The sequence below is a fragment of the Aeromonas oralensis genome, from assembly GCF_049665575.1.
Classification (GTDB): domain Bacteria; phylum Pseudomonadota; class Gammaproteobacteria; order Enterobacterales; family Aeromonadaceae; genus Aeromonas; species Aeromonas hydrophila.
On record NZ_CP187186.1, the window covers coordinates 3,651,827 to 3,674,602 of the forward strand.

Genomic DNA, 22,776 nt, shown 5'->3' on the forward strand with positions numbered 1-22,776 from the left:
CTTTTTTGTGGCTAGCGCAGCGCTCAAAATATCGCCACACCTCGCTGGATAGTTATATGCAAGCCCCTGATAGCAGGCAAGAAAAAAGCAAAAAAATGCCGACCTGAGTCGGCATCTTCACACAGGAGCACAAAGGCGTCAGGCGCGACTCAGGTAGTCCGCCAATCCCACCCACTTGTAGCTGGTGAGCTCGGTCAGCCCCATGGGGCCGCGGGCGTGCAGCATCTGGGTCGAGACCGCCACCTCGGCACCCAGTCCGAACTGGCCGCCGTCGGTGAAGCGGGTGGAGGCGTTGACGTAGACCGCCGCCGAACCGGCCCCGTTGACGAAACGCTCGGCATTGGCCAGATCGTTGGTGAGGATGGCATCGGAGTGGCCGGCGTTGTGCTCGCGCATATGGGCCAGCGCCTCATTCACATCCGCCACCAGCTTGACCCCCAGGGTCAGCGAGAGCCACTCGGTATCGAAGTCTTCCGGGCCGGCGGCACGCAGGTTGTCGGCGCCCGCCAGCAGCGGCATGGCCTCGGGGGTCGCAACCAGAGCCACCTTGCGCTCGTTCATCAGGCCCACCAACTGCGGCAGCAAGGTCGCGGCGACCTTCTCATGCACCAGCAGGCTGTCGAGGGCATTGCAGGCGGAGGGGCGCTGCACCTTGGCGTTGTCGATGACCGCCAGGGAGCGCGCCAGATCGGCGCTCTCGTCCACGAAGATGTGGCTGATGCCGAAACCGCCGATGATCACCGGAATGGAGCTGTTCTCCTTGCACATCTTGTGCAGCCCGGCGCCGCCGCGGGGGATGATCATGTCCACATAGCGGTCGAGGCGCAGCAGCTCGCCCACCAGCGCCCTATCCGGGTTGTCGATATACTGCACCGCATCGCGCGGCAGGCCTGAGGCCGCCAGCGCACTCTGGATCACCCGCACCAGCTCCAGGTTGGAGTGGAAGGTTTCGCGGCCCGCCGCGCAGTATGCTGGCGTTGCCGGTCTTGAGGCAGAGGCTGGCGATATCGATGGTGACGTTGGGACGCGCCTCATAGATGACGCCGATGACGCCGATGGGCACCCGGCGGCGGGAGAGGCGCAGGCCGTTCTCCAGCACCCGGCTGTCGATTTCGGCCCCGACCGGATCGTCCAGGGAGATCACCTTGCGCACGTCCGCCACGATACCGGCCAGCCGGGCCGGGTTGAGCAGCAGCCGATCCAGCATGGCGTCTGACAAACCCGCCGCACGGCCGGCGGCGATGTCTTTCTCGTTCGCGGCCAGGATCTGGTGGCTGCGCGCCTCCAGCTCGTCGGCGATGGCGGCCAGCGCCCGATTCTTCTGCGCCGTGCTGACGGTGGCCAGCTGATAGGCGGCTTCACGGGCCGCCTGCCCCATTTTCTCCAGACTCATCTCTCTTCCCTTTGGTTCTTGCGGGGCCGCCCGATGGCAGCGTCCCCCTTTATCTTGATGTGCCGCTGCCCTTGCGTGGCAGCGGCTGGCGACTCACAGCAGCACCATGTCGTCGCGGTGGATGGCCACGGCACCGTAACCGTAACCCAGCACCTGTTCGATGTTGTCCGAATGGACGCCGCGCAGCTTGTCCAGCTCCAGGTGATTGTAACGGCAGATGCCGCGCGCCAGCTCGGCCCCCTTGGGGTCAAGAATGCGCACCACGTCGCCACGCACGAAATCGCCCTTCACCGCCACTATGCCCTTGGGCAGCAGGCTGGAGCCCTTCTCCTGCATGGCGGCCACGGCCCCCTGATCCACCTGCACTTCGCCGTGAGGAGGGGGCCCTGCCAGGATCCAGCTCTTGCGCCCTTCCAGCGGCGACGCCAGCGCCGGGAACAGGGTGCCGATGCGCTCGCCCTTGGCGAGACGGGCCGACCACTTCCGGCATCTGGCCGGTGGCGATCACCACGTTGACGCCGGCGCGGCGCGCCACGTCGGCGGCCTGCAGCTTGGTGGCCATGCCGCCGGTACCGAGCCCGCTGACGCTGTCACCCGCCAGCTTGCGCAGGGTGTCGTCGATGGTTTGCACCTCTTCGATGAGCTGGGCATCCGGGTTGGTACGGGGATCGGCGGTAAACAGCCCCTTCTGGTCAGTGAGCAGGATCAGCAGATCCGCATCGGCCAGGATGGCGGCACGGGCGGAGAGATTGTCGTTGTCGCCCACCTTGATCTCGGCGGTCGCCACCGCGTCATTCTCGTTGATGACCGGGATGATGCGGTGATCGAGCAGGGTTCGCAGGGTGTCGCGGGCATTGAGGTAACGCTCCCTGTCCTCCAGATCGGCGCGGGTCAGCAACATCTGGCCAATGTGCAGCCCATAGAGGTTGAACAGATCCTGCCATACCCGGATCAGCTGGGTCTGGCCGACGGCCGCCAGCATCTGCTTGTTGGGCAGGGTTGGCGCCAATGGAGGGTGGCCTAGATGCTCACGGCCGGCGCAATGGCCCCCGAGGTGACCACCACGACCCTGTGGCCGTGACGGTGCAAGGCTGCACACTGTCTGACCAGCTCGACCATGTGGGCACGATTGAGCTGGGAAGATCCCCCGGTGAGCACGCTGGTGCCCAGTTTGACGACTATGGTTCTGTTTTCCATGGGAGCAAAAAGGCTGAAATATAAGGAATCCCTTTATACCCACGGCCCTGTTGCCCTGCAAGGCAATTAACACCAGGGCAGAGGCGGGTGCAGGCAAAGCGGAGCAAGCAGCAAAGAAACGCCCCGCCAGCCGATGGGTGGCTGGCGGGGCGGCGGGTCATCAGGCGGCGGTGACGGTCAGCTCGTTGGTGACCTGCTCGGCGGGAGCGAGCTGGCAACCAAGCTGGTGCAGCTTGTCACTGATGAGCTTGTAGAAGTGGTTGAGGGTACGTTCGACTTCAGCCTGATGCTTCTTGGGCAGCGGCTTGTTGAGCCACTCCCCTTCGGCGTTGTAGAAGCCGACCTGATAGTGATAGCTGAAGCTGTGATCCTGCTGCTCCAGCACCAGCCACCAGCCCCAGAATTCCCGTTTGTCCGGCGCCGGCTTGGCGCTGACACAGACGGAAAGGCAGTCGAAACGGTAACGCCCCTCTTCACACAGGTCCTCACGTAAATAGGGGCCAATCGCGGCAAACTGCCTCAGCAGTCGCTTGTAGGTCACTCTTTCTGACATGTTAACCTCCCTGTTGAACAAGCCACATCACCCTGGGATGACGTTATATTTTAGCGCTATATCATGTACATAGGTGCTTCTTGAGCCAGTCGACCATCTCTTTCAACGCCTCGTCGTATACCTCCAGCAAGGGTTGCTTGTCGAACACCACCGCCTTGCCGTTACGGCTGGCGGACGCCAATGCCCGGACATCCTGCTCGGGACAAATAAAATCTTTCTTGTGTCCAATACTCAATATCGGCACGGAAGTGCGAGTCCCCAGCAATCCTTGCGTCTTGAGTGAAAATACCTGGCACTTGGTACGCAGCGACTCCCACTGGGCTGCATCGGCCCCCAGCCGGTTGGCCAGCCCGTCGCGCATCATGCGCGGGCAGCGGGCAAACATCTCCTGATTGGTAAACACCTGGTTGACGCCGGCGCCGATGCAGACCACGGTCCTGAGCTTGAACGGCTCGATGAAGGCGAGCCGTGCCGCCACATTGCCCGCCAGGCGAAAGCCCACCATGGCGATGCGCTGGTGATCGACCCAGGCCACTTCGGACAGATGATTCAATACCGCCTGATGCAGCCGGCTAGTGTCCTGTACCAGCGGCCAGTGCTCGGCATAGCCGATGCCCGGCATGTCGAGCGACAGCATGCCGATGCCGTTGGGCTCCAGGCACTTGAGATAGAAATTGAGGAAGTCGACCTGCAGCGAATCGATGCCGCCGCTGACGATGACCAGAGGCACCGGCTTGTCGGTGGTCGGCAGATGCAGGTAGCCCTGAATGTGCTTGCCGCGAAACGGCACCTGCAGCTCCTTGAGCGGCACCTTGAACAGGCGTCCCGCCTCGCGGTAGGCCATGTTGCCGAGCAGCTGGGCCTGATCCGCCAGCTCGTCATTCTTCAGATGGGGATAGCTGGCGATGGAGTAGTAGCGCACCGCCTTGAGCAGGCTTTTCAGGGCCGCGGCTCGCTCGCCCTGTGCCACCAGCTCGCGCCCCCGGTTGAAGTAGCGGCCAGCCAGCTGGCTCCACTCATAGACCCAGTTGCCGGGCACATAACCCTTGATGGTATCCAGGAAGCGCTCGTGGGTACGCTCGCCCTCTCCCATGGCGATGCAGGCCAAGGTCTGCTCCACCTCGACCGGGTCCGCCCCCTGCCAGGCCCAGGTCGGCCGGCGCAGCAGACGATACCAGCGCGATGACATGGAACCGTCGATGAAGGTCTCATCGACATTGTCATCCTGCTCCGCGACCGGGCTGGAGTTGGAGACTTCCGAGGTCTCCAGCACCTTTTTCACCCGGGTAAAGAGCTTCTCGGTCAGGTTAAGGTCGTCGTTCAAGTCCAAAGCTATTACTCATACTGTCATGCAATGGCTCCATCTTAACCACTTTTCCCGCCCGGCAGCCAGTTGCACCACAAAAAAACAGGGCTCCACATAGGAGCCCTGTGAAGCTGATTCGCTGCTTACTCTTCGTCGCAGATCGGCGTGGCAAACTCCAGCGCCATATCCCACGGCTGTTCGATCCAGGTGTCCTGCGGGATGGCGACTTCGAAGTCATCCAGCAGTTGCTCGCCCATGGGCTTGGCGAAGATCGCAATGAACTTGGCCTTGGGGTAGAGCTCGCGGATCGCTTTGGCGGTGGTGCCTGTGTCCACCAGATCTTCCACCACCAGCCAGCCTTCGCCGTCACCCGCGGTGGTGGCGGCCTTCACCACCACCAGATCACGCTGGCTGTTGTGGTCATAGCTGGAGATGCACAGGGTTTCGACGTTGCGGATGCCAAGTTCACGGGCCATCAGAGCAGCCGGTACCAGGCCGCCACGGCTGACCGCGATGATCCCTTTCCATTGGCTGACGGGCAGTTGACGACGGGCCAGACGGCGCGCTTCACGTTGCAGGTTGTCCCACGATACGTAGAATTTTTTTGGCATGCTATCGATCTCAACGAGTTATAAAAACAATCACTTACGACTTAAAAACCCGTGCTGACGCACGTGATTTCGTTAATGCTGACGGCCCTTTTCCCAAATTCGGCTTGCACCACGACCGCCTCGGGAGAAGACCCTCGGCAGCGAAAACAGATGCAATGAAAGCAGGATGGGCAGAGCTGGCGGTCATGTCACAGAGGGGGCAGGACCGCAGACAGGCTGTTGGGCCGGCATGATACCATCGTTTGCGGATAAATTGACTGGCAAACGTATGCGAAATGCAGGAAAAAAATCGAAGCAAGTCCGGCTGACTCCCTCTTTTCCCTCTCCCGGACGGAGTTCGCCGAGCAGCAGATAAAAAAATAGCAGGGGGAGGATAGATTCCTCACTCGCCTGCTGTTTTCGATCTGCCTGTCAGCCCGGCCGGCAACCTGCCTTAACGGCGGCTGGCGTAGGGATTCGGATAGTTGAAACCCTGGGTATAAAGAGACTGGGCGAACCAATAGGTTGAATTGCTGCCTGACATGATAAACTCCTGATTGCTTAACAAGTTACGTACCTTAATGCGGGTTCAGATCCTTGAACGGACACTCGGTTCCATGGAGGCGCACTTGCTTTGCTTCGGTTCCCTGGAGGCATTCATCGTCATCCTGACGGGTGGCGAACCACGGTCGTTAATTTACCAGCCGGCGCCATAAACTCAATATTTTTGTGATTTGAGTCACAAATTTTCTTTTGTGCTGGTTCGTTTCATCCATACCGGAGCTGTACGCTGCCATTCCCCCGCTTGCCAGCACAAGCCGCCCGCAATTTGCGCTGATCGCTCACATTTTTGTGTGATTGACTGTATTATCGTTATCCTCTTGCTCGCCCCGCTGCCGGGGCCCTGTCATCTTCCGTGCTGGTAAGGAGTCCCGACGTGGCACAGCTTAGTTCTCTCTCTCCCAAACTGATTTGGCATTTCTTCGAACAGATCTGCTCCATCCCCCACCCTTCCAAGCACGAGGCCCAGCTGAGCGCCTGGATCGTCCAATGGGCCCAAGGGGAAGGTCTGGCGGTCAAGCAAGATGCCGTCGGCAACATCATCATCAAAAAACCGGCCACGCCGGGGATGGAAAACCGCAAAGCCGTGGTGCTGCAGGCGCACATCGACATGGTGCCGCAGGCCAACGCCGACACCCAGCACGACTTCACCAAGGATCCCATCGATGCCTACATCGACGGTGAATGGGTCACCGCCCGCGGCACCACCCTGGGTGCCGACAACGGCATGGGCATGGCTGGCTGCCTGGCCGTGCTGGCCGACAAGACCATCAAGCACGGTCCGCTGGAAGTGCTGCTGACCACCGACGAAGAGACCGGCATGACCGGCGCCTTCGGTCTGGAAGCGGGCTGGCTGGAGGGCGAGATCCTGCTCAACACCGACTCCGAAGAGGATGGCGAGGTCTACATGGGCTGCGCCGGCGGGGTGGATGCCAATATCCGCTTCCCGCTGGAGCTGGTCGCCGCCACCGAGGGCGAAGGTTTCGAGCTGCAGGTCAAGGGCCTGCGCGGTGGTCACTCCGGGGTCGACATTCATCGCGGCCGCGGCAACGCCAACAAGCTGCTGGTGCGTCTGCTCAAGGCCGCCGACCCGCTGGGCGTGCGTCTGGCCGAGATCCATGGCGGCACCCTGCGCAACGCCATCCCGCGCGAGGCCCGTGCCAAGCTGCTGGTGCCCGCCGCCAGCGTCAACGAATTCAAGGCCCTGGTTGACCGTTATACCGGCATCTACCAGAGCGAGCTCGCCGCCACCGAAGCCAATCTGACCGTGCTGCTCACCACTCAGGATAAACCGGTCCAGTTGATGAGCGAGTCCCTGCAGGCCCGCCTGCTGGACTCCCTGATGGCCTGCCCGAACGGCGTCATCCGCATGAGCGATGCCATCCCGGGCGTGACCGAGACCTCCACCAACCTGGGGGTCATCAAGACCCAGGATGGCGAAGTGTACGTACAGTGCCTGATCCGCTCCCTCATCGACTCCGGTCGCGAGAGCGTCGAACAGATGACCCGCTCCCTGTTCAATCTGGCTGGCGCCAGCTGCGAGTTTACCGGCGCCTACCCGGGCTGGGCACCGAACGTGGACTCCCCGGTGATGGCGCTGGTACGCAACAGCTACCAGACCCTGTTCGGCGAGATGCCGAACGTCATGGTGATCCACGCCGGCCTCGAGTGCGGTCTGTTCAAGAGCGCCTACCCGGAGTGGGACATGGTCTCCTTCGGCCCGACCATCCGTGGTGCCCACGCCCCGGGCGAGAAGGTGCACATTCCGGCAGTCGAGCGGTTCTGGCAGCTGCTGGTTCACGTGCTGGAACAGATCCCGGCCAAATAAGCCCGCAGGCCAAGGCCGACCGGCCACACCACATACCCCGCCAGGTGCGGGGTATTTTTTTGCCTGCTCCCACCCTTGGCATGTTTCCCCTCGAAACCGCCGGACGGCTCTGCCTCCCCCATCCGCCTCTCACACAGGCCAGCCAGACCACCAGGTGTCAATCTGAGAGCCTGCTGAAACCGTCTCCATAAGCAACCTTGGATTTGAAAACCCTTTCTATGATTTATGTAAATTTACAACACAAAAAGTTGATCCAGCTCACAGAAGGCCATAGGATCAAAGCGTGACCCAGGTCACAGATAACAAATCAACGACAGAGCAATGAGGTGAATATATGTTTGAGAATCTGGCAGTTCTGTTCCACCTGAAGGGTGTAACCAGCAAGAAAGGCGTCGTAGAGAAAGATACCTATGCGCCGGCAACCCGCAACTACTACTTCCGCTATGGCGCCTGATGCCGCCAGCGGGCAATTTCGTGAAAGCGTGATCGAACATTTAAGTAGTAAAATTACAAAATACAAAATACAGCAATCCACACAGCAGCCATCCCCTTGCGGGGGAGCTGTCCTGCCCTGGCCAGATGTTCCACGGCCAAACCTGAACTCCAACCATGAAGATGGGGCCCGCAGGCCCCATTTTTTATTCGCTGTTTCCCGTGCCATCTTGCTGCGATGCGGGCACCGGCATCATACCGCCTTTCCCAGGGGGATCGCCTCGGCCAGCGGCAACGGCGTGTGGCAGGCCACCTGATGATCGGCCCCGTCGCACGGCTGCAGGCTCGGCGCCTTGGTGCGGCACAGCTCGCCGGCGTAAGGGCAGCGCTGATGAAAGTGGCAGCCGCTCGGCGGCGAGATGGGAGACGGCACATCCCCCGTCAGCAGGATGCGCTGGCTGCGCCGACGCGGGTCCGGCACCGGAATGGCCGAGATGAGCGCCTGGGTATAGGGGTGGCGGGGCGCCAGGTAGAGCGACTGGGCCTCGGCCAGTTCAACGATCCGGCCCAGATACATCACCGCAATCCGATCCGAGATGTGCTTGACCACCGACAGGTCGTGGGCGATGAAGATGATGGCGAGGTTCATCTCCCGCTGCAGGGTGAGCAGCAGGTTGACGATTTGGGACTGCACCGACACATCCAGCGCCGACACCGCCTCGTCACAGACCAGCAGCTTGGGCTTGAGGGCGATGGCCCGGGCGATGCCGATGCGCTGGCGCTGGCCGCCCGAAAACTCATGGGGATAGCGATCCACCGCGCTGCTGGGCAGCCCCACCTTCTCCAGCAACTCCTGCACCCAGACCCGCCGCTGTTCGGCGTTGCCCTTGCCGTGGATGACGAAGGGCTCCTCCAGGATTTGCCCCACCGTGTGGCGGCTGTTAAGGGATTCCGCAGGATCCTGAAACACGATCTGCATCTCCTGGCGCAAAGATCGCATCTCTTTGGGCGGGAGGTGGGTGATGTCACGTCCCTCGAAGGTGATGGTGCCGGCGGTCGGCTCGAACAGCTTGAGCAGGGTGCGCCCCAGGGTCGACTTGCCGCAGCCGGACTCACCCACCAGCCCCAACGTCTCTCCCTGCTTGAGATCGAAGCTGATGCCGTCCACCGCGTAGACATGGTACTTCTTGCGCAGCAAGCCGCCGCCCAGCTGGAAGTGCTGCTTCACGTCGCGCACCGATAAAAGCGTCTTCATACGGCTAGCTCCCTCCAGTGGTGGCAGGCCACCCCGTGCCGCTCGGCGAGCTGCTCGGTGGCCGGAATGGCCCTCACACAGATCTCGTTAGCATGGGGACAACGGTTGGAGAAACGGCACCCTGCAGGCATCTCGTGCAGGGCCGGCACCTGCCCCTTGATGGTCTTGAGCAGGCTCTTGGGCTCATCCTCGAGCCGCGGGATCGAGCTCATCAGACCATGAGTATAGGGATGGCGCGGGTGGTCAAACAGCTCGAACACATCGGCCTGCTCCACCGCCCGGCCGGCATACATCACCACCACCTCGTCGCACAGCTCCGCCACCACCCCGAGATCGTGGGTGATGAAGATGATGGCCATGCCGGTCTGGGCCTGCAGCTCCTTCATCAGCTCCAGGATCTGGGCCTGAATGGTCACATCGAGCGCCGTGGTCGGCTCGTCGCAGATAAGCAGCGCCGGCTCGCAGGCGAGCGCCATGGCGATCATCACCCGCTGGCGCATGCCGCCGGAGAGGTTGTGGGGATAGACGGCAAAGCGCTGGGCGGGCTCGGGGATCCCCACCTTCTGCAGCATGGCGATGGCCGCCTCCCTGCGCTGGGCCTTGCTGTAGTCGGGGCGGTGGAGGCGAAACACCTCCATCAGCTGATCGCCGACCGTCTGCACCGGGTTGAGCGCCGTCATCGGCTCCTGAAAGATCATCGAGATACGGTTGCCGCGCACCTTGTACATCTGATCCGGCGCAAGCGACAGCAGCTCCTCCCCCTGAAAGCGGATGGAGCCTCCTACCACCTGGCCATGGGGTTTGGGCAACAGCCCCATGATGGCGAGCGAGGTGACGCTCTTGCCGCAGCCGGACTCGCCGACCACCCCCAGCGTCTGGCCTGGGGCCACCTGGAAGCTGACTCCGTCGAGCACCTTGATCTTGCCGTCATCGACGGCAAACTCCACCGCCAGATCGCGCACCTCCAGAATGGGGGCCTTGCTCTGGCCATCCTTCCCATGCTCCCGGACACCGGGGTGAGGAGCCTGTGTGTTGGACATGACTGCTGCTCCCTTCTGCGCCATATCAGTGACGTGCATAGGTCTTGTCGAGCAGGTTGATGGGCGCCAGCGCCTCCCCTGCCTCCTTGGCTTTCAGGGTCTCTTCCTTCACCTTGGGATCGAGCCAGAGCAGGCCGCCACTGCTGTGGGGATAGCCGTCCATGGGCCAGTAGAGCAGATCCGGCGTGTTCTTGGTGGCGGGCACCTCGGGCAGCATCACGTAACGCCAGCTGCTGGCCCGCACGTAGTTGAGCTGCACCCCGGGCACGAAGATGGCGAGATCATAGATACGCTGCTGGATCTGGCGGGAGAGCTCGGCCCGCTTGGTCATGTCGAACTCGACGTTGTAGGCATCGATCAGCCCATCGAGCTCCTTGTCAGCCACGTTGAACAGGTTGTTGGTCTGCGGCTTGTTGGCATTGGCCGAGTGGAACGACTCCCAGTACTGCGGGTAGAGGCCACCGCCGCCCCAACCAAGCCAGGCCGCCTCGTGTTTTTTCTCCAGCATCGCCTTGAAGCCGGTGGCGCCGTCCACCAGGTTAAGCTCCAGATCCAGGCCCGCCTTCTTGGCCTCTTCTTTGAGCACGGTCAAACGCTTGGAGTGCTCCTGACTGGTGTAGGTGAGCGCCAGGGTCAGCCGATCCCCCTTGTCGTTTTGCAGGATGCCGTCCGGCCCCGGCTTGGCGTAACCGCCCTTGGCAAAGTAGTCGCGCGCCTTGGCGATGTCATAGGCCCGCTCCGGCAGCTGCATGTCGGTGAACTCGCCAAAGCCCGAGCCGAAAGTGGTGGCTCTGTCATAGTCGCCGCGCAGCACGGTTTTAATCATCTTGTCGATGTTGAAGGCGTGCTGGATGCCGAGCCGCACGTTGAGGTCAGCCAGCTTGGGATTGGCGACATTGAGGTGAACCCCCTGTCCGCCCTGCTTGGTGTCGGTCATGGCCATCACCTTCTGCACGTATCCCTGCTTGTATTCGGGGGTAACCGCTTTTTCATGCCACCAATTGGGCAGGATCATCTCGAAGGTATCCAGCTCCCCTTTCAGGAAGTGACGAAAGGCGATGTTGTGATCGCGGATCACCTGCACCTTGATGGTGTCGAGGTTGAACCTGTGCTGGTTGTAGCGATCGTCCTTTGCCCACCACTCCTTCTGCTTGCTGAAGGTGATGGACTTGCCCTTCTTCACGTCGCTCATCACGTAGGGGCCGGTGTTGGGCACCACGGCCCAGTTGTACTGCTTCACCCAGTTGGGGGTCAGCTTGTAGTAGTGCTTGGGCTGGGGCCACAGCTCGGTGGTGTTGAGCAGGTCCAGCTTGGCCTTGCGGGTACCCGCCTTGACCAGGATGGTGTGGTCGTCAACCTTCTCCACTGCCACCACTTCGGTGGTGTAGTAGTTGTTGAACCAGGGCCCCTTGATGTCCTTGGAGCGCATCATCTCGTAGCCGAAGGTGTAGTCATCGGCGACCACCGGCTTGCCATCGGACCACTTGGCGCGCGGATCCAGCTTGAAGTAGACGGTCTGGTTGTCCGGCGCGATGGCCCAGTGGGTCGCGAGCGACGGAATGGGGTTGCCGGTATTGGGGTGGAAGCTGATAAGCCTCAGCTGGTTATCCATGATGAAGGAGCGGAACGCGCCGTTGGAGTCCGGCCCCACGGTGCGAAACGTCAGTGGAAAACTGTCCACGAACATGGTGATGCTGCCACCGGGCAGCGCCTTGGGCGAGGCGAACACGGGGTCGGTGTCGTTGGTCTCCCATTTGAGATCTGCAGGCAGGCTGGCCGCCCACACCCAGGATCCGTTCACCAGCACAAAGAGAGCACCAATCCATTTGATTTTATTTTTCATGTTTGACTTCCAGGTCATACCCCTGCACTGGGGGCTTGTCGATTCAAGGGTGAGCAACCCGGGGCCATAAGCCCGCCCCAGGTCACTGATAACGGGTAAATTTGCGCGGATCGAACGCCTCGCGGATCGCCTCGCCGATGAAGGAGACCATGATCAACACCAGGCTCACCGCTGCCACCACCGAACTCACGATCCAGATGGCATCCAGGTTGTTGATGCCCTGGGAGAGCAATTCCCCCCAGCTCGGGGTAGGCGGCGCCAGGCCGAAGCCCAGATAGTCCAGCGCCGTCAGGGTGGAGATGTTGCCCACCACGGCAAACGGCGCCAGGGTGACGATCATCATCAGGGTGTTGGGCAGAATGTGGTGGAAGATGATCCGCCCGGTGCCGGCCCCCTGAGCCCGCGCCGCCATCACGTAGTCCCGCGCCCGCTCCTTGTAGGTAAGGGTGCGCATGTACCAGGTGATGCCCATCCAGCCGAACAACACGTTGATGGCCACGAACAGGCCGAAGTTGGGCTTGGCCAGCGACACCAGGATCATGATGACGTAGAGAAACGGCACCTGGGACCAGATCTCGATAAAGCGCTGCAGCACCAGATCAAACCGCCCGCCGAGAAAGCCCATCATGCAGCCGATGGTGACCCCGATGGCATAGCTGGCCACCAGCGCGATGAAGGCGAAACCGATGGCGATGCGAAAACCGTAGACCAGCCGCGCCAGCACATCGCGGCCGCTGGTGTCGGTGCCGAGCAGATGGCGCTCGGCCAGGCTGGGCGCATAGGGTGGGTAGGCGTCCTGCTTGAAATCCTGCTCATAGGGGTTCCAGGGCACCGGCGGCAACACCACCCAATCCCCCTTGCCATCGGCGGCGAATTTGTCTTTTAGCTGGCGATAGTTGGTCTCGTACTCGTAATCGAGCCCGAACTGCTGACCCGGGATCACGTCGCCATAGGTAGGAAAATAGAGCTCCCCCTGATAGCTCACCATCAGTGCCCGGCTGTTGACCAAAAGCTCCGCCAGCAGGGAGAGCAGCACCAAGGTGGTGAAGATGATGAAGGAGTAGTAACCGCGCTTGATCGATTTGAAACGCTTGAGTTTTTTTAAGGTGACAGGGTTCATGTTCATGTTCATGCTCACTCTCCAAACCGTACTCGGGGATCGACCAGGGCAACGCAGATGTCGGAGACGATATTGCCCACCAGCATCAGCATGGAGGTGATGGCCAGAATGCCCATCACGGTGGGGTAATCCCGCTCGACGATGGCCTCGTAACCGAGCAGACCGATGCCGTCGATGTTGAAGATGGTTTCGATGAGAAAGGATCCGCCGAAGAAGACGGTGAGCACCGACCCCAAGTGACTGGCGATGGGGATCAGGCTGTTGCGCATGGCATGATCGGTCACCGCCTTGCGAAACGGCAGCCCCTTGGCCACGGCGGTGCGCACGTAATCTGCCGAGAGGTTCTCCATCAGGCTGTTCTTCATGGTCATGGTGAGGATGGCAAAATCCCCGATGGCGTAAGCGATGAGCGGCAGCAGGGCATGGGCGAACACGGTGCGGATCTGATCCCAGCTGCTCTCCATGCCGTCAAACTCGTCCCCCGGGAAGCCTCCCATGGGCAACCACTCCAGATGGAACGCAAAGACGGTGATAAGAAAGATCCCCACCACATAGGCGGGCAGCGCATAGGCCATGTAGATGAGCATGGAGCTGAACGAATCGAAGCGGCTATTGTGCCTGAGCGCCTTGGCCACCCCGAGCGGAATGGAAACGGCATAACTGAGCAGAAAGGTCGCCAGCCCGAAGAAGGCGGTCACCGGCAACCTGTCCTTGATGAGACCCCACACCGGCTCGTAATAGCGGGTCGATTCGCCAAGATCCAGTACCGCCAGCTTCTGCAGCCACTCCCAATAGGCGACCAGCATGGGCTTGTCGAGTCCGTAAAAGGCCTTGAGCTCCTCGATCTGTTCATCGGAGAGCGCCTGCGCGCCCTTGCTGCCGCTGGAGCGGCCCGATTCGTTCTGAGAAACCTGAGCTTGCAGCAGCATGCGTTCGACCGGGCCGCCCGGCACGAAGCGGGTGATGGTGAAGACGAGCAGGGTGATACCGAGAAACGTCGGGATGATCAAAAGCATCCGACGTAAGAAATACGACAGCATGGTGGAACCTCGTCCTTGTTGTTCTTTTATGGCCAGTCACATCCGGTGACGGGCCTGTCCTTCCTGGCATTACTCACTGGATAGCCGGTTATTGACAGACTATCCGCTCGGTCACTGTAAAAGCTCTGCAACAAAAATCAAGTAGAACGAAGGGCATGACATGCCCCTTTGGCAAACCATGGAATTTACTGTGAGTTTTTTATGAAAAAGCCAACTTCAAGATAAAAAACTGCGAGATGAACAATTTAAATAACGTTTAAAACTTAAATAAAACCCATAAAAACAGTCTCAACAAAGGATTTTTTGATTACAAAACAATGACATAATTGAAATTCAAAATAAAACTCCCTTCTCTATATGCAAAAGCTGAAATCCGCTTCGACTATGCAATCTGAACCTCAGCCGAACACGCTACCAAAACAGAAAATAATGCTGAAAAAGTCTTGGTTAACAATATAAAAACTATCGGGACATCGCCCTTATCGATAAGTTCAAAATTAATCAATAAAATGGGAAGCGTTCATTTTAACATCGATTTCACATCGTAAAATATCATCAAGTCAGAATAAATCGCTGCAAAACCAGAACTATTAAAACATAGTCAGCTTATTGCGCTCTCCTTCCCCATCCGCACCGCCTCAATTGACGTCAGCCGTCAAAGCTTGATAAGCCTTACGCATCGCTCCAACGAGGGCGGTATGGAAGCAAACAAAAAAACAACCAGGAAGGATATAGCGATGCTTAGGAAAAGCAGACTCTCTGCTGCCGTAGCGTTTGCCTTGGCGAGCGCGGCAGTAGTGGCCACCCCTGTCTTGGCCGAAGAAGGCCAAAACGTCGAAAAACTCCAGAAGATCAAGGTTACCGGCTCACGCATCTCCCGTGTCGACGTGGAAGGCGCCACTCCGGTCGTCGCCATCAGCAAGGCCAAAATCGAGCAATCCGGTCAACAGACCGTGGCTGACTACCTGAAACAGGCCTCCTACAACTCCTTCGGCGGCTTCTCCCCCTCCTCCGGCAGCTCAGCCCAATCCCAGGCCACTGTTGGCCTGCGTGGACTAGGTTCCGAGCGCACCCTGGTGCTGCTCAACGGCAAACGGGTCGCCGGTTCTCCTTCCATGGGGGGCAGCTCCATCAACCTCAACTCCATCCCCATGGCGGCGGTGGAGCGGGTGGAAGTGAACCTGGACGGTGGCTCTGCCCTGTATGGTTCCGATGCCATCGGTGGCGTCATCAACGTCATCCTGAAACAGGACTATGAAGGGCTGGCATTCCAAGGCCGTATCGGCTCTCCCACCGAAGAGGGTGGTGACGAGAAGAGCGGCTCCATCGTCAGCGGCATCACCGGGGAGAAAGGCGCCCTGATGATGGTCTACGAGCACGACGTCAAGGACGAGATCTACTACAAGGATCGCGACTACCTGGCCCGTGAAGGTGCCTCTGCACCCAGCCTGTATGGCCGCAACATCAAGGGCATCGACGCCGCCACCGGCAAGACCGTGACCCGTACCCTGGATGGCATCGACTGTGCCAATACCGGCCCCGGCTTCGTACCGGTCGGTACCGCCTGTCGCTTCGACTTTGCCCAGGTCGCCGCCAAGACCGCTTCCCGTACCCGGGACACCGTCTACGTCAACGGTCGCTATCACATCAATGACAACGTCGACTTCGTACCCCAGCTGATCGGCTCGCGGGTCACCAGCTTCGGCCGCTTTGCCCCGGCCGCCGGCCCCTTCTCCATCGACGGCACTACCCCGGGCGGCGCCGAACTGCTGGCCGACAACGGCTTCATCGGCGACAAGGCCACCGTCTACTACCGCTTCAGCAACGTCGGTCCCCGTGACAACCATGTCACCGACATGACCGGCAGCATGAACCTGGGCTTCGAAGGCACCCTGCCGACCGAAGCGGTGGGCGATGTGGAGTGGAATGCGGGCTACATGTATTCCAAGACCGACAACAAGAACCGCGGCACCGGCTATGTGCTGAACCCGGCGGTCCAGCAGGAGGTCGACAGCGGCAACTTCAAGAACGGCGAGTTCTCCAGTGCCGCCACCAACAGCCTCTCCTATGACACCAGCCGCACCTCCAAGATGGACTTCTTCCAGTGGTACGGTGGCCTGGGCTGGAGCATGGGTGAACTGCCGGCCGGCCCCATCGGCTGGTACCTGGGGGCCGAGTACAACGACTGGGTCTACTCCGACACCTATGACAGCCAGTCTGCGGCCGGCAACGTCATCGGTTCTTCCGGCAACTCGGGCGGTGGCGTGCGCGACGTCTTCGCTGCCTATATTGAGAGCCTGATCCCCATCACCGAGCAGATCGAGCTGAACCTGGCCGGTCGTTTCGACAAATACAGCGACTTTGGCAGCGCCTTCTCGCCCAAGGCGAGCCTGCGTTACCAGCCACTGGACAACCTGTTGTTCCGTACCTCCTGGTCGCAGTCCTTCCGCGCCCCAGGCCTGGAAGATCTGTATGCAGCCGATGCCGACTCCGCCGACTTCGCCAAGGACTATGTCTCCTGCCAGGCCAACGGTGTCGCCAACTGTCCGGAAGAGCAGTACTCCACGGTGCGTCAATCCAACAAGAACCTGAAGGAAGAGACGGCTGACACCTTCGGCATCGGCGCGGCCTACAGCCCGATCGACGATCTCAACCTCTCGCTGGACTACTACTACATCAAGATTGATGACGTGATCCAGCTGGCCACCACCCAGACCCAGTTCTATCAGGAGCTGAACACCGGCAGCAACCCGAACGTCATCCGCGATGCCAACGGCGATGTGGAACAGGTTTACGCCGGCATGGTCAACCTGGGTCAGCTCAAGACCAGTGGTCTGGACTTCAAGGCTGACTACAAGTACGACTTCAACGTCGTAACCGTGCGCTACGACTTCGGCAGCACCTACATTCTGAAATACGAAGAGGGTCTGTTCGCCGGTGGTCCCATGGTCGACAAGAAGGGCTGGAATGCCAAGCCTGAACTGCGCTTCAACTCCGGTGTCGGGGTCAATGTGCCGCAGTGGTGGAACATGGACGCCTACCTGAGTGCCAACTACATCGACTCCCAGAGCCAGGACTACGTGGATGGTCAGACAGAGGGCCATATCGCCTCCCAGACCACCTGGAACCTGAACGTCGGTGTGGACACCCCCTGGAACGGCAAGCTGCAAGCCGGTGTGAAGAACATGTTCAACGTAGGCCCCTCGCTCTCCAGCGACGGCTTCACCTACGACGAAGATCTCTACAGCATCGACGGGCGCATCGTCTACCTCGACTACACCCAGAAGTTCTAATCAACTCCCGTTGAGATATAAACCCAAGCCGGCCCGGTCGGGCCGGCTTTGCCCAACGTCCAAGGAAGTTACGGAGATAGGGTAATCCTATGAAAACAAGGACAATTACAATGAAGAAAGCGCTCCTCGGCAGCCTGGTTTCTGCTGCCTTGCTGACCAGCTTCAATCTGAGTGCCGCCTCTGCCAGCCAGGCAGTGGACGCTCAAGCCGCCACCGACAATGCATCCAAAGTTTCCCAGCAGAAGATCGACAACTACGCCGACTCTGCCGAATCCGCCCTCGCCCAGTACAAGGCCGCCTTGCGTCAGGTCGACAGCCTGCGTACCTACAACGAGCAGGTGGGCAAGATGGTCGACTCCCAGAGCAGCGAACTGGCCTCGATGCAGCGCCAGATCGCCCAGATCGATCAGACCAGCACCGAAGTGGTGCCGCTGATGCTCAAGATGATCGACTCCCTCGAGCAGTTCGTGGCGCTGGATCTGCCGTTCCAGAAGGTCGAGCGGGAGGATCGCGTGGCGGCCCTGACCGACCTGATGAACCGGGCTGACGTCACCATCTCCGAGAAGTACCGCAAGATCCTGGAGGCCTACCAGATCGAGGAGGGCTTCAGCCGCACCATCGAATCCTACAAGGCCAGCCTGGCCAAGGATGGCGGCGAGAAGACCTATGAGTTCCTGCGCGTCGGCCGCATCGCCCTGCTCTACCAGTCCCCGGACGGCAATGAGACCGGCATGTGGAACAAGAAGACCCGTCAGTGGGAAGAGTTGCCCCAGGAGTATCGCAGTGCAGTGGAACAGGGCCTTCGCATCGCCAAGAAGCAGGCGCCTCCCGCCCTCATCAAGCTGCCGGTTCAAACTGCGGAGAAAGCATCATGAAAGGAATCAAACTTGCCATCGCCTCGCTGATCGCGGGCGCTACCCTGATCACCCTGCCGGTGACCGCCGCAGAGAAACCGGTGGATCTGAACGCCCTGCTCAATCAGGTCAAGGCCGCCAGCACCACCGAATCCCAGCTCAACAAGGAGCGGGAAGCCCGCTTCCTGGCCGACAAGAACGAGCAGGCCGCCCTGCTGGCCAAGGCCAAGGCAGAACTGGCCGCCGAAACGGCCAAGGGTGAGCGGCTCAAGGCCACCTTCGATGCCAACGACAAGCAGCTGACCGAGCTGACCGAGACCCTGCGCCAGCGTGCCGGCAACATGGGCGAGATGTTCGGGGTGCTGCGCCAGTTCGCCGGCGAGTTCAAGGGGATCTTCAACGCCTCTGCCCGCCGGGTCGAGCATCCGGAGCAGACCGCCCTGCTGACCCGCCTGGCCGAGAGCAAGGAGCTGCCCTCCAGCGATGACCTGACCGCCTTCTGGACCACCACCCTCAGCCGCATGGTCGACGGTGGCAAGGTGAGCCAGATCCCGGCCACCGTGGTCTATGGCGAAGGCAACCAGGCCGAGAAGACCGTCACCCAGATCGGCGAGTTCAACACCGTCTCCGAAGGCAAGTACCTGACCTTCGTGCCGGAGACCGGCAAGTTCGAACAGCTGCCCCGCCAACCCGACAAGGGGGTGCTGGAGCCCATCGCCGACTTTGAACAGGGTGGCGGCGGCGTCAAGCCGATCTTCGTCGACCCGTCCCGCGGCGTGATCCTCTCCCTGCTGGTGCAGTCGCCGACCCTGAAGGAGCGGATCGACCAGGGTGGTGAAGTGGGTTATGTCATCATGGTGCTCGGCGTACTCGGCACCCTGCTAGCACTGTTCTGCGGCGCTCGCCTCTCCCTCATCGGCGGATCCATGCGCAAGCAGCTCAAATCCGATCAGATCATCAAGGGCAATCCCATCGGCGAGATGCTGGGGGCCTACCAGAGCCATCGTGGCGACAACATCGAGGATCTGGAGTCCAAGCTCGACGAGATCATCCTGCGCAACGTGCCCAAGTTCGAGAAGGGCATCAGCATCATCAAGCTGATCGCCTCGGTCGCACCGCTGCTGGGTCTGCTGGGTACCGTGGTCGGGATGATCGCCACCTTCCAGGCCATCACCCTGTTCGGTACCGGCGATCCCAAGCTGATGGCGGGCGGTATCTCCGAAGCCCTGGTCACCACCATGCAGGGTCTGGTGGTCGCCGTGCCCATGCTGTTCCTCTACACCATCGTGCAGACCCAGAGCCGTCGTCTGATCCAGGTGCTGGAAGAGCAGAGCGCCGGTTTCGTCGCCCGCTACCAGGAACGTCTGCACGCCTCCAAAGCCGCAGCGTAAGGAGTCATCCATGTGGTTCTGGTTGATTGAAGAAGTCGAGTCGGTCCGCCGGTTTCTGGGATTGGGGGGCGACGTACTGGTCGCCCTGTTCTTCCTGACCCTGATGATGTGGGCCCTGCTGCTGGAGCGCTGGTTCTACTTCATGGCGGTCTACCCCAAACAGGTGAAGCAAACCAAGGCTACTTGGCTGGCCCGCAGCGATCACCTCTCCTGGTCTGCCAAGCAGATCCGACGCGAGCTGGTCTCGCGGGTGGCCATGGCGGTGGACAAGGGGATGCCGGTCATCAAGGTGCTGATCGCTCTCTGCCCGCTGATGGGGCTGCTCGGGACCGTGGTCGGCATGGTGCAGGTGTTCGACACCCTGGCCATCACCGGCACCGGCTCACCGCGGGCGATGGCCTCGGGGATCTCCAAGGCGACGGTACCGACCATGGCGGGCATGATTGCCGCCCTTTCCGGCCTGTTTTTTGTCAACCAGCTCGATCACAAGGCCAAGCTGGCGGTCGAGAAGCTGGAAGACAACCTGAAACACGGTTGATGCAGGATGCACTCCCCCGCCGGGCCCGGCTCTGGCGGGGGCACAGAACAAGCAAGGAGTTTTTGCCATGAGAAAACGTCACAGCGACAGCAGTGCTGATGAGGCGGCCATCGATTTGACCCCCATGCTGGACATAGTGTTCATCATGCTGATCTTCTTCATCGTCACCACCTCGTTCGTCAAGGAGTCCGGCGTGGAGATCAACCGCCCGAGCGCCAGCACGGCCGAGACGGTGAAGAAGGGGAACATCATGGTCGCGGTCCGTGAAAACGGCCAGGTCTGGGTCGACAAGCGCATCGTCGAAGTGGGTGCCGTGCGCGCCAACATCGAGCGGCTGCGGGCCGAGAACCCGGAGAGCGCCGTGGTGATCCAGGCCGATACCGAATCCCGTTCAGGTCTGGTGGTCCAGGTCATGGATCAGATCCGCATGGCCGGTGTCCAGAACATCTCCATCGCGGCGAGCAAGAGCAGCTGATGCCGGAGCGAGCACCATGAGATACCTGATATCGTTGGCGGTCTCCTGTGTGGTGGTGTTCTTCCTGTTTCTGGGAATGAACAAGCTCATCACACCGGATCACCGGGAGTTGGTGGAGAAGGAGGACGTCAGCATGACCGACTTCATCCGCATCAAGCCTCAGGAGACCCTGCAAGAGAGACAACGCGAGCTGCCCAAGCCGCCGCCCCCGAACCGGCCCCCTCCCCCTCCCGAGATGGAAGTGGCCAGCACGGATCGGGCCGCAGATGGAGAGCTCGCCGATGGACATGCCCAAACTCGACATCCCGGTCAACATCGGTGGCGGCAACGCCCTCGGTGCCTACAGCACCGGTGGCGGTGGTGGCGGCATGGGCGGCAACAACGGCGCCATTCCGTTGGCGACCTTCGAGCCCATGATGCCCCGCAAGGCGGCGCTGGCCGGCCTCGCCTCCGGCAAGGTGCTGGTGGAGTTCACCGTCACCGAGCGCGGCACCGTCAGCAACGTGCGGATCGTCAAAGAGGATCCCCGCAGCTACGACCTCGGCAAGGCAGCACGCCAGACCATCGCCAAATGGACGTTCAAGCCGGCCATGGTGGATGGCAAGCCGCAGGCCACCCGCATGCAGCAAGAGATCGAGTTTGCGACCAACTAAGGAAGGTGGCGATGAAAAAGTTACATACCCTGATCCTCGCCCCGGTCGCCATGGCGGTGCTGCTCAGCACCGCCGGCTGGGCCGCCGAGCAGCCCGCCCTCTCTGACCGCGCCTACCGCGCGGTCAACAAGGCGCAGGCACTGATCACCGAGAAGAAATACGGCGAGGCCAATGCCAAGCTGCAGGAGGCGCTGTCCGGCGCCGGCGAGCGGGTCTACGACAAGGGGGTCATTCTGCAGACCCTGGGCTTCGTGGCAGCGCAACAGGAGAAGTACGGTCAGGCGACCAAGTACTTCGCCGATGCCATCGCCACCGGCGGACTGCCCCAGCCGGTGGCCCAGCAGGTGCGCTACAACCTGGCCCAGCTCTACATGGCGGAGGGGAACTTCAAGGCCTCCATCAGCACCATGAACCAGTGGTTCGCGAACCTCGGCAAGGACGAGAAGCCGACCCCGCACGCCTACATCACGCTGGCCAACGCCCATGTGCAGCTCAAGCAGTATCGGGAAGCCATTCCGGCGGTGGACAACGCGATCAAGCTCTCCGCGGGCAAGGCACCGGAGTCCTGGTATCTGCTGAAGATGGCGGCCCACTACGAGCTGAAACAGTACAAGCCGGCCACCGAGGTGCTGACCGCGCTGGTCGACCGCTATCCGGAGAAGAAGAAGTACTGGACCCAGCTGTCGGCCATGCATATGCAGGCGGGCAACGATGGCAAGGCGCTGGCGGCGCTGGAAGGGGCCTACAACCTCGGCATGCTGACCGAGGCGGCCGAGTTGCAGCGTTTGGCCAACTACCTGGCCTTCGCCGGCATCCCCCACCGTGCCGCCCGCGTGATGGAAAAGGCGATGAAGGAAGGGACCATCGAGAGCAACGCGGCCAACTACAAGACGCTGGCCAACTACTGGCACCAGGCCAAGGAGCTGGACCCGGCCATCGATACCCTGGCCAAGTCCTACAAGCTGGCCCCCAGCGCCGAGCTGCAGCTCAAGATGGCGCGCATGATGATCCAGAGCAAGCGCTACCAGGATCTGGTGGCATTCGCCGCCAAGCCCGCCGCCAATGCCAGCGGCGAGCAGCGGGCGGATCTGAAGTTCCTGACCGGGGTCGCCTATTTTGAGCAGCAAAAACCGAAGGAGGCGCTCAGCGCCTTCACTCAGGCAGCCCAAAACGGCAACGTCAGTGGTCGCGCTTCCCCTTGGATCAGCTTCTTGAAAGAGCAGCAGGGCGGCGCCGTCACCCAATAAGCAACCCAGGCGTGCCGGCCCGGGGCATTTGTTCGCGGCATGGCAAGCAATGACACCCGGCAGGACGGGCACCCTCCCCGCCCTGCCGGTCAACAACAAGGGGGTCACCCCGCAGATTGCCTTGGTGGCAATTGGCCGCTCCCCGGAGCGGTCTTTTTTATGCCTCT

15 protein-coding genes and 3 pseudogenes are annotated in these 22,776 nt (G+C 60.9%); 8 read left to right on the top strand and 10 right to left on the bottom strand.

Going from position 1 to position 22,776, the window contains the following annotated elements; genetic code table 11:
• Window positions 1-138: 138 nt before the first annotated feature.
• The 5 genes and pseudogenes from ACPDZI_RS16925 to gpt all read right to left on the bottom strand — a co-directional run bounded on the left by ACPDZI_RS16925 (window position 139) and on the right by gpt (window position 5,060).
• Window positions 139-1,393 (bottom strand): annotated as a pseudogene (locus ACPDZI_RS16925) (glutamate-5-semialdehyde dehydrogenase).
• A gap of 93 nt (window positions 1,394-1,486) precedes the next feature.
• Window positions 1,487-2,590: pseudogene (gene proB, locus ACPDZI_RS16930) on the bottom strand (glutamate 5-kinase).
• Between the two features lie 160 nt (window positions 2,591-2,750).
• Window positions 2,751-3,143: a sigma factor-binding protein Crl gene (gene crl, locus ACPDZI_RS16935; RefSeq protein WP_011707187.1), complete on the bottom strand. Its 393-nt coding sequence runs from the start codon at window positions 3,141-3,143 to the stop codon at window positions 2,751-2,753.
• Between the two features lie 61 nt (window positions 3,144-3,204).
• Window positions 3,205-4,473, bottom strand: a complete 1,269-nt coding sequence (frsA, locus tag ACPDZI_RS16940; RefSeq protein ID WP_011707188.1) for an esterase FrsA — start codon at window positions 4,471-4,473, stop codon at window positions 3,205-3,207.
• Between the two features lie 119 nt (window positions 4,474-4,592).
• Complete coding sequence (gpt, locus tag ACPDZI_RS16945) at window positions 4,593-5,060, bottom strand: xanthine phosphoribosyltransferase (RefSeq protein ID WP_016351815.1); 468 nt, start codon at window positions 5,058-5,060, stop codon at window positions 4,593-4,595.
• Window positions 5,061-5,976: 916 nt separating this feature from the next.
• Here gpt and ACPDZI_RS16950 point away from each other — a divergent pair.
• The gene (locus ACPDZI_RS16950; protein ID WP_076360493.1) at window positions 5,977-7,428 is read left to right on the top strand and encodes an aminoacyl-histidine dipeptidase; all 1,452 of its coding nucleotides are present in this window, start codon (window positions 5,977-5,979) and stop codon (window positions 7,426-7,428) included.
• Between the two features lie 685 nt (window positions 7,429-8,113).
• Here the strand turns inward: ACPDZI_RS16950 and ACPDZI_RS16955 are convergent.
• The 5 genes from ACPDZI_RS16955 to ACPDZI_RS16975 all read right to left on the bottom strand — a co-directional run bounded on the left by ACPDZI_RS16955 (window position 8,114) and on the right by ACPDZI_RS16975 (window position 14,158).
• The gene (locus tag ACPDZI_RS16955; protein WP_438833518.1) at window positions 8,114-9,115 is read right to left on the bottom strand and encodes an ABC transporter ATP-binding protein; all 1,002 of its coding nucleotides are present in this window, start codon (window positions 9,113-9,115) and stop codon (window positions 8,114-8,116) included.
• On the bottom strand, window positions 9,112-10,155 hold the full coding sequence (locus ACPDZI_RS16960) for an ABC transporter ATP-binding protein (RefSeq protein ID WP_438833519.1): 1,044 nt from the start codon (window positions 10,153-10,155) through the stop codon (window positions 9,112-9,114). The genes ACPDZI_RS16955 and ACPDZI_RS16960 overlap by 4 nt, the downstream gene beginning before the upstream one ends.
• A 25-nt stretch (window positions 10,156-10,180) precedes the next feature.
• The gene (locus tag ACPDZI_RS16965; RefSeq protein ID WP_438833520.1) at window positions 10,181-11,998 is read right to left on the bottom strand and encodes an extracellular solute-binding protein; all 1,818 of its coding nucleotides are present in this window, start codon (window positions 11,996-11,998) and stop codon (window positions 10,181-10,183) included.
• Window positions 11,999-12,080: 82 nt separating this feature from the next.
• On the bottom strand, window positions 12,081-13,124 hold the full coding sequence (locus ACPDZI_RS16970) for an ABC transporter permease (protein ID WP_026080473.1): 1,044 nt from the start codon (window positions 13,122-13,124) through the stop codon (window positions 12,081-12,083).
• 8 nt (window positions 13,125-13,132) lie between these two features.
• Entirely contained in the window at window positions 13,133-14,158 is a 1,026-nt protein-coding gene (locus tag ACPDZI_RS16975) for an ABC transporter permease subunit (RefSeq protein ID WP_024943518.1), read from the bottom strand.
• Between the two features lie 737 nt (window positions 14,159-14,895).
• Here ACPDZI_RS16975 and ACPDZI_RS16980 point away from each other — a divergent pair.
• The 7 genes and pseudogenes from ACPDZI_RS16980 (at window position 14,896) to ACPDZI_RS17010 (ending at window position 22,609) form a co-directional block, all read left to right on the top strand.
• Entirely contained in the window at window positions 14,896-17,451 is a 2,556-nt protein-coding gene (locus tag ACPDZI_RS16980) for a TonB-dependent receptor (protein ID WP_168966525.1), read from the top strand.
• A 110-nt stretch (window positions 17,452-17,561) separates the two neighbouring features.
• On the top strand, window positions 17,562-18,326 hold the full coding sequence (locus ACPDZI_RS16985) for a DUF3450 domain-containing protein (protein ID WP_016351821.1): 765 nt from the start codon (window positions 17,562-17,564) through the stop codon (window positions 18,324-18,326).
• Window positions 18,323-19,696, top strand: a complete 1,374-nt coding sequence (locus ACPDZI_RS16990; RefSeq protein WP_017410944.1) for a MotA/TolQ/ExbB proton channel family protein — start codon at window positions 18,323-18,325, stop codon at window positions 19,694-19,696. Before ACPDZI_RS16985 ends, ACPDZI_RS16990 begins: the two co-directional genes overlap by 4 nt.
• A 10-nt stretch (window positions 19,697-19,706) precedes the next feature.
• Entirely contained in the window at window positions 19,707-20,234 is a 528-nt protein-coding gene (locus ACPDZI_RS16995) for a MotA/TolQ/ExbB proton channel family protein (protein WP_016351823.1), read from the top strand.
• Between the two features lie 67 nt (window positions 20,235-20,301).
• A complete protein-coding gene (locus ACPDZI_RS17000; protein WP_010633018.1) occupies window positions 20,302-20,709 on the top strand; it encodes an ExbD/TolR family protein in 408 nt (135 codons plus the stop codon).
• Window positions 20,710-20,725: 16 nt separating this feature from the next.
• Window positions 20,726-21,362, top strand: a pseudogene (locus ACPDZI_RS17005) (energy transducer TonB).
• 11 nt (window positions 21,363-21,373) lie between these two features.
• The gene (locus ACPDZI_RS17010; RefSeq protein WP_024941433.1) at window positions 21,374-22,609 is read left to right on the top strand and encodes a tetratricopeptide repeat protein; all 1,236 of its coding nucleotides are present in this window, start codon (window positions 21,374-21,376) and stop codon (window positions 22,607-22,609) included.
• The last annotated feature ends 167 nt before the right edge of the window (window positions 22,610-22,776 follow it).

Coding starts and splice junctions, on each gene's coding strand:
- ACPDZI_RS16995 (WP_016351823.1), top strand. CDS start 19,707: ATGTGGTTCTGGTTGATTGAAGAAGTCGAGTCGGTCCGCCGGTTTCTG.
- gpt (WP_016351815.1), bottom strand. CDS start 5,060: ATGCCAAAAAAATTCTACGTATCGTGGGACAACCTGCAACGTGAAGCG.
- ACPDZI_RS16985 (WP_016351821.1), top strand. CDS start 17,562: ATGAAGAAAGCGCTCCTCGGCAGCCTGGTTTCTGCTGCCTTGCTGACC.
- ACPDZI_RS16965 (WP_438833520.1), bottom strand. CDS start 11,998: ATGAAAAATAAAATCAAATGGATTGGTGCTCTCTTTGTGCTGGTGAAC.
- ACPDZI_RS16980 (WP_168966525.1), top strand. CDS start 14,896: ATGCTTAGGAAAAGCAGACTCTCTGCTGCCGTAGCGTTTGCCTTGGCG.
- ACPDZI_RS16990 (WP_017410944.1), top strand. CDS start 18,323: ATGAAAGGAATCAAACTTGCCATCGCCTCGCTGATCGCGGGCGCTACC.
- crl (WP_011707187.1), bottom strand. CDS start 3,143: ATGTCAGAAAGAGTGACCTACAAGCGACTGCTGAGGCAGTTTGCCGCG.
- ACPDZI_RS17000 (WP_010633018.1), top strand. CDS start 20,302: ATGAGAAAACGTCACAGCGACAGCAGTGCTGATGAGGCGGCCATCGAT.
- ACPDZI_RS16975 (WP_024943518.1), bottom strand. CDS start 14,158: ATGCTGTCGTATTTCTTACGTCGGATGCTTTTGATCATCCCGACGTTT.
- ACPDZI_RS17010 (WP_024941433.1), top strand. CDS start 21,374: ATGAAAAAGTTACATACCCTGATCCTCGCCCCGGTCGCCATGGCGGTG.
- ACPDZI_RS16970 (WP_026080473.1), bottom strand. CDS start 13,124: ATGAACATGAACCCTGTCACCTTAAAAAAACTCAAGCGTTTCAAATCG.
- ACPDZI_RS16955 (WP_438833518.1), bottom strand. CDS start 9,115: ATGAAGACGCTTTTATCGGTGCGCGACGTGAAGCAGCACTTCCAGCTG.
- ACPDZI_RS16960 (WP_438833519.1), bottom strand. CDS start 10,155: ATGTCCAACACACAGGCTCCTCACCCCGGTGTCCGGGAGCATGGGAAG.